Annotated in this window: 5 protein-coding genes, 1 tRNA gene and 1 pseudogene; 4 read left to right on the top strand and 3 right to left on the bottom strand. The window is 64.7% G+C overall.

The genetic code is table 11. The features are described from left to right. From CR492_RS20770 to CR492_RS09500, 4 genes and pseudogenes are all read left to right on the top strand, one after another. Nucleotides 1-299 (top strand): annotated as a pseudogene (locus CR492_RS20770) (recombinase family protein); the annotation flags it as partial. A gap of 536 nt (nt 300-835) precedes the next feature. After that, nucleotides 836-1,495 carry a DUF3489 domain-containing protein gene (locus CR492_RS21125; RefSeq protein WP_245412030.1) on the top strand — a complete coding sequence of 220 codons (660 nt, stop codon included), beginning with the start codon at nt 836-838 and terminating at the stop codon, nt 1,493-1,495. Nucleotide 1,496: 1 nt separating this feature from the next. Then, entirely contained in the window at nt 1,497-2,000 is a 504-nt protein-coding gene (locus tag CR492_RS09505; protein WP_102843504.1) for a DUF2924 domain-containing protein, read from the top strand. Further along, on the top strand, nt 1,993-3,741 hold the full coding sequence (locus tag CR492_RS09500) for a recombinase family protein (protein WP_102843503.1): 1,749 nt from the start codon (nt 1,993-1,995) through the stop codon (nt 3,739-3,741). Before CR492_RS09505 ends, CR492_RS09500 begins: the two co-directional genes overlap by 8 nt. Nucleotides 3,742-4,183: 442 nt before the next feature. Here the strand turns inward: CR492_RS09500 and CR492_RS09495 are convergent. From CR492_RS09495 to CR492_RS09485, 3 genes are all read right to left on the bottom strand, one after another. Then, a tRNA-Gln gene (locus tag CR492_RS09495) sits at nt 4,184-4,258 on the bottom strand. Between the two features lie 93 nt (nt 4,259-4,351). Further along, a complete protein-coding gene (locus tag CR492_RS09490; protein ID WP_102843502.1) occupies nt 4,352-4,849 on the bottom strand; it encodes a hypothetical protein in 498 nt (165 codons plus the stop codon). A 42-nt stretch (nt 4,850-4,891) separates the two neighbouring features. Continuing rightward, entirely contained in the window at nt 4,892-6,199 is a 1,308-nt protein-coding gene (locus tag CR492_RS09485) for a homoserine dehydrogenase (RefSeq protein ID WP_102843501.1), read from the bottom strand. Between the last annotated feature and the right edge of the window lie 374 nt (nt 6,200-6,573).

Here is a 6,573-nt window from a genome sequence, read left to right as displayed (position 1 = left end):
CTGCTCCCGATCTAAGCCTTCTGCGCATTCTCGCCCGCGCGCATCGCGTCCAATCGAGCCTCAGCAAAAATCCCAAACTTAGCGTCCGCGACGTTGCGCTTGAGGAGGGCGTGACCGCGCCGCACCTTTATTCGATCCTGCGTCTGCCCTGGTTGGCGCCGGACATCACCACTGCGCTCGTCAATGGCCGACAGCCATCTGAACTTACCGCCAAATCGCTGATGCGGCTGTTGCCGCGGCTTCCTGCCGATTGGGTCGAACAAAGAAAGCTTCTCGGCTTCAGCCGCGAGAGAGCTTAAGGACCGCAGCACAAGAGGCCGATATTGCATCGCGGAAACGACGCCGATTTCGAGCGAAGCGCGTTGCGGTTTTGATCGATCCTTGATTTGAGACTCCCCGCGATCGCATTTGCGCCGGCGAAAGATCGTCGCGACCTCTTGTTACGACAACCCCGATCAGCGTCGACGCCCCGTTGATGATCCAAAGAGTGCACGGTCTAACCAAACGCCAAGCTAAAGAGGAATGTTGAACTGACACGCCCTAACGGTTCGTGCGCCCTACCCCCCGCCCGCACGCCTCCCACGACGACGACCGCAAGCTGCTCGTTACCACAGAGCAGTGAACCTCTGAACGGCCGCGCAGAGAAAACCAGGCGGCAGCGGGCGACGACTGCGTCGAGAACCGTCTCCGTCGTCGAGCGTCGTTCCAGGCGCGCCGACAACGTCCTGATTTCGGGGCAGGATTCGCACTACGCCGAAAACGAAAACGGTTGCACTATTAACAGGTTAAATGCTGGCTGGGGTGGGAGGATTCGAACCATCGGATGCAGAGACGCTTGCGCGCTTTTTCGCCGACAGTCTACGACCTGGCGCCTCGTTTAGCTTTGTCGCAAAAAGGCGTGGACTTCCTCTGCAAAGAGAGCGTCACTGTCGGCGACGAGAGGGCCTTTCGCCTGCTTGATCCTGCCCCGCTGGCGATGCGCCCATTGCGGGGCTGCGGTGGTGACGGCTTACGCCGTCGTCAAGGCAGAAGGATCCCGAAGATGACGCACCGCAAATCTCAGCCTAAGACCACAATTCACAAGACAACAACGTCTGGCGCTCCGACGCCCGACCTCGCGGCGCGCGAGCCGCGCGCCCGCCGCGCCGCTCGGAGCGCCAGCACCAGAATGGGGCGCGTCGACACAAAGGCAGAGGCCGGCACGCAAGGCGCTGGCGCGGCGGCTGCCAGCGCCAAGCCAGTTGCTCGCGCAGGCACGAAGCAGGAGGCCGTAGTCGCATTGCTCAAGCGATCCCAGGGCGCGACCATCGCCGCCATCATGGCGGCGACAGGCTGGCAACAGCATTCGGTTCGTGGCTTCCTCGCCGCTGTGGTGCGCAAGAAGCTCGGCCTGACGCTCGCGTCGGAAAGGACGGACGAGGGCCGCGTCTACCGCGTCGCGACGCAGGACGAGGCTCCGCCGCGCAAGAAGAAGACGCGCCGGAAAGCGGCCTGATATGATCCGGCGTGATACGCCGCGGCCGACGTTCGATGGCGTGGGACTGGAAGCCGAGGTCGGGCGCTTTCGCGCGCTCGGCCTCGACGAGCTGCGAGAAGAATGGCGGCGGCTCTGGCGCAGCGAGCCGCCGCGCATCAGCCGCGACCTGTTCGTTCTGGCGCTCGGCTACAGAATGCAGGAATTGGAGCACGGCGGCCTCGGCAAGGCGACGAGGCGCAAGCTGCAGACGCTGGGCAAGGCCTTGCGCGAGACGGGCCAGCCCGTTCCCGCGCCGGGCGCCGATCTGAAGCCCGGCTGCCGTCTCATCCGCGAATGGCATGGCCGTACGCACGCTGTCACCGTGCTGGAGGACGGATTCGAGTACGCCGGCGCGGTCTATCCTTCGCTGACCCATCTCGCGAAAGAGATTACGGCGGCGCATTGGTCCGGCCCGCGCTTCTTCGGCCTCACGTCGGCGAAGGGTGCGGTTGCCGGCGCCCGCAATGGAGAGACCGATGCGTGAAGCGGCTCAACGCCGGACCGGCAAAAGATCGCGCTGCGCGATCTACACGCGCAAATCGACGGAGGAAGGCCTCGATCAGGCCTTCAACTCGCTCGACGCCCAGCGCGAGGCCTGCGCCGCCTTCATAGCATCGCAGAAACACGAGGGCTGGACGGCGCTCGCGACGCACTACGACGATGGCGGCTATTCGGGAGGCTCGATGGAGCGGCCCGCGCTGAAGCGGCTCATCGCCGACATCGAGGCTGGAGGCGTCGACGTGATAGTGGTCTACAAGGTCGACCGGCTGACCCGCTCGCTCGCTGACTTCGCCAAGCTCGTCGAGGTGTTCGACGCGAAGGGGGTTTCCTTCGTCTCGATCGCCCAGCAGTTCAATACGACGTCGAGCATGGGACGGCTGACCCTGAACGTGCTGCTCTCCTTCGCCCAATTCGAGCGTGAGGTGATCGGCGAGCGCGTGCGCGACAAGATCGCCGCCTCGAAGAAGAAAGGGATGTGGATGGGCGGCATGCCGCCGCTCGGCTACGATGTGAAGGACCGCAAGCTCGTCGTCAACGACGCCGAGGCGAACACCATCGTCTCAATCTTCGAGCGCTACGTCGCCCTGAAGTCGGTCCACGCATTGCGCGACGAGCTGGCCAAGGCCGGGATCGCGAGCAAGCGCCGCGCCCGCGCCGACGGCTCAACCTATGGGAGCCAGCCCTTCTGCCGAGGTGCGCTCTACGCCCTCCTGCAGAACCGCCTCTATCGCGGCGAGATCGTCTTCAAGGGCGCGGTCTATCCAGGCCAGCATGCGGCGATCGTCAAGGAAACCCTTTGGGACACGGTGCAGGCGACGCTTGCCGAAAACCGCGTCGAGCGTCGCAGCGGAGCGTATGCGAAAAGCCCGAGCCTGCTCGCCGGCATGGTGTTCGACGAAGCCGGCGAGCGTCTCACCCCGACCCACGCTGTCAAGAAGGGCGCGCGCTACCGCTACTATATCTCCGCCTCGCTGGTCAGAGGAGAAGCGAAAGGTTCGCATGGCCGACGTATCCCAGCCGGTGACCTCGAGCGCCTCGTCGTCGACAGGCTGCAGGCGTTCTTCGCCGACGAAGGCGCGATCCTCGACGCCTGCGATCGCGAGATCGACGCCACAACTACCGGGAGGTTGATTGCAGCCGTCCGTCAGATCGGCGGAGTGCTCGCCGAGTCGCCGGCGCACAGGATCAGAGCGATCCTCATCGGACTGCAATGCCGCGTCGACGTCGGTCTCGACCAGTTCACCATCATGCTCGCTCGATCCAAGCTCGCGGCTATCCTGCGGGGAGAGATTGATCCTATGTCGCAGAATCGCGCGCCGACGTCTGCGCCGGAGCGCGACGACCTGCTCTCCCTCTCTTCGCCCGTGGCGCTGAAGCGCGTCGGCCGCGAGATGCGCATGCTGATCGAAGGCGCCCCCAGCCAGGCCGATCCCGATCCGAGCCTGCTGCTCATCCTTGCGCGCGCCCATCGCGTCCAGGCGCGCCTCAGCCAGAATTCTTCGCTCAGCGTCCATGACATCGCCCGCGATGAAGGCGTCAGCGCCCCCCACCTCTATTCCATCCTGCGCCTGCCCTGGCTCGCCCCCGACGTCACCGCGGCGATCGTCAACGGCCGCCAGCCGCGCCAGCTCACCGCCAAATCGCTCATGCGGTTCTTGCCGCGGCTGCCGCCCGATTGGAGTGAGCAGAGGAAGCTGCTGGGATTCCCGTCCGCGACCGCTTGAGCATCTCGCCCGGCGCAAAAAGCGCGTCCCGAACCCCGCAGGCGAGCCAGATCTTCAATCCCCTGCGATGATTTAACTTCAAGCGCGTCACGCCATTTTCGAGCGATCCCCGCTCAATTCCGCCCGCGCCCATTTGCGTTGCGAACCGTCCTGATTTCTCGTCAACTTTGGCCATCGCTTTGGAGTCGGGCCGCCGGCGTATTCGTGGCGTTGGCGACGCAGAACGCCCTCCGCCATGGCTCACCAAGCTGCTCGACGCCGAAAAGCAGTGAACCTCGAAATGGCCAAACAGAGAAATTGCCGCGGCGACGACGACCTGCCCTCCGAAAGACCGTCTCCGCACTCGGCCGCACCGCCAGAGGCTTCGCAAGGCCGTGAATTCACGGCCGAAATCGCGCTCGCCCAAAGACAATAACAACTGCAATATCAATAGCTTAGTCGTTGGCTGGGGCGGGAGGATTCGAACCTCCGCATGGCGGAATCAAAATCCGCTGCCTTACCGCTTGGCGACGCCCCAAAATGCCCCGCTCGGCGAACCGCCGCGGCGGCAGGACCATAGAGCTAGGCGCCCAGCATCGCAACCCGGCCGATCCCTCGAAATTGCGCGGCTTCAGTTCGGAATAATTTTCGGATCGCTCCCGCCGCGCCCGGCAAGCAGCCAGTAGATCCAGCCGGCGAAAGCGCCCGTCAGAAAGAAGACGAGCGCAAAGCGCAGTTCTTCCGGGCTCGCCGAGACCGCGCGCGAGGTTTGAAAGGCGGCCCGGGCGATCCACGGAGCGGCGGCGGCGATCAGCCCCGTCCCGCCAATATACCAGAGCGCCGAGCGAACGCGTGCGACCTCGCCAACCGCGACGACGAGCGCCAGCGGCGCGACGCAAACGGCGACCGCCGCCGTCCAGACAAAGCGCGCGAGTTCTGCTCCCGCCAGCGCCGAGCCGTCGTCAATGGATGAACGCGCCAGCAGATAGAGAAGATAATCGGCGAAGGCGGCGCCGGTGCGGCGTAGCGCCGGATCAAACGCCGCGGCGATGGGCAAAAAAACCAGCGCCGCGCCGATCGCCACGACCGCGCTGAAACAGACGACGAGCGTCCTGCGCAATCCGTTCATGCCCAAAACCTTTGAAAAGCACCGCTACCGTCAAACATCGGCCTATTCACGTTCGATGCGGATGAATTGCGGCGCCTGCGCCACGAAGCCGTCGGCGACGACAGCCTCGAGCGCCGCGCGGATGGTCGCTTCATGCGTCGCATAGGTGATCAGAATGACGGGCACCGCCCCTTCCGGCTTCGCATGGGCGCCGGGGCGGCGTCGTTGCACGATGCTTTCGAGCGAAATTTCGCGCTCGGCGAATCGCGTCGCAATCGCCGCCGCCGCCCCCGGCCGATCGAACACCGACAGCCGCACATAATAGCCGCCAAGATGGAGCTGCATCGGCGCGACTTCGGCCTTGACCAGCTCGCCGACCGGCAGGCCGAAGGGCTTCGAGCGGACGCCGCGGGCGATGTCGGCAATATCAGCGACAATGGCGGACGCCGTCGCCTCGCCGCCCGCGCCCGGCCCGACCAGGGTCAATTCATGCACAGCGTCGGCGTCGATCGTCACAGCGTTTGTGACCCCCATCACCTGCGCGATCGACGAGGTTTTCGGGACCATCGTCGGATGCACGCGTTGTTCGATGCCATCTTCGGTGCGCCGCGCGACGCCGAGCAACTTGACCCGGTAGCCGAGTTCGTCGGCCGCCTCGAGGTCGGCGAGCGTGATCGACTGGATGCCCTCGACCGCGATTGCCGCGGTATCGATCGCCGTTCCGAAGGCGAGCGAGGTCAGAATGGCGAGCTTATGCGCTGTATCGAAGCCGCCGATGTCGAACGTCGGGTCGGCTTCAGCATAGCCGAGCCGCTGCGCCTCCTTAAGGCATTCAGCAAAACTCAGCTTCTCGGTCTCCATCCGGCTCAGGATGTAATTGCAGGTGCCGTTCAAAATGCCATAGACGCGCTCGATGGAATTTCCGGCAAGCCCCTCGCGCAGCGTCTTGATGATCGGAATGCCGCCGGCGACGGAGGCCTCGAACGACAGCGCGGCGCCCTTTTCCTCGGCGATGCCGGCGAGCCTCATGCCATGGGTCGCCAGCAGCGCCTTATTCGCGGTGACGCAGGATTTGCCGGCGAGAAGCGCCGCCTCGACCGAGGTCAGCGCGACCCCTTCCGCCCCGCCGATCAGCTCGACAAAAATATCGATGTCCCCGGAGCGCGCCAAAGCGACCGGGTCGTCAAACCATTTCGCCGCAGAAAGATCGACGCCGCGGTCGCGGGAGCGGTCCCGCGCCGAGACGCCGGTCACCACGATCTTGCGCGCGGTGCGGCTCGTCAAAGCCTCGGCCTGGCGGCCCAGAAGGCGAACGACGGCCGCGCCCACGGTGCCAAGGCCGGCAAGTCCAATACGAAGAGGAGAAGGCATGAAAGGAAGCGCCGTAAAAGGAATGGGTGTGAGGGCCGCGGGCGCCGGCGATCCGACGCGTCTCGCTCAGGAACGGCTTCAGAGCATGATGCCGAAATTTCGCCGCAGCGGCCTCTCCGATCAAAGCTGGAGCGGAGGGCCGGACCTTGCCCGTTTTCTTGGACTCGATCAAGAGTACTGCGCCGCTGAGCCCTCAGACCCGGTAAATTGCAAAAAACAGCGGCGGCGCTTGCCTTTATGCGGCTGCCGCCGCAAGATTTAGGGAAATTTCGTCTTGGCTGGAGATTGCTCTATGTCCGCGGCCCTTCCGTTTCTTGCCAGTTTGGCTGGCCTCATCGCGCTCCTGACCGGAGCGACGGCCAGCCGCGCGCGGC

The organism is Methylocella silvestris, assembly GCF_002891535.1.
In the GTDB taxonomy this organism is placed as follows: Bacteria; Pseudomonadota; Alphaproteobacteria; order Rhizobiales; family Beijerinckiaceae; genus Methylocapsa; species Methylocapsa silvestris_A.
Note: the sequence above shows the minus strand (reverse complement) of the source record. Positions and strands in the feature narration are given on the sequence as shown.

Bases quoted from the DNA above. Each gene is read 5' to 3' on its own strand.
- CR492_RS09505 (WP_102843504.1), top strand. From the start codon at position 1,497: ATGATCCGGCGTGATACGCCGCGGCCGACGTTCGATGGCGTGGGACTG.
- CR492_RS09500 (WP_102843503.1), top strand. From the start codon at position 1,993: ATGCGTGAAGCGGCTCAACGCCGGACCGGCAAAAGATCGCGCTGCGCG.
- CR492_RS09490 (WP_102843502.1), bottom strand. From the start codon at position 4,849: ATGAACGGATTGCGCAGGACGCTCGTCGTCTGTTTCAGCGCGGTCGTG.
- CR492_RS09485 (WP_102843501.1), bottom strand. From the start codon at position 6,199: ATGCCTTCTCCTCTTCGTATTGGACTTGCCGGCCTTGGCACCGTGGGC.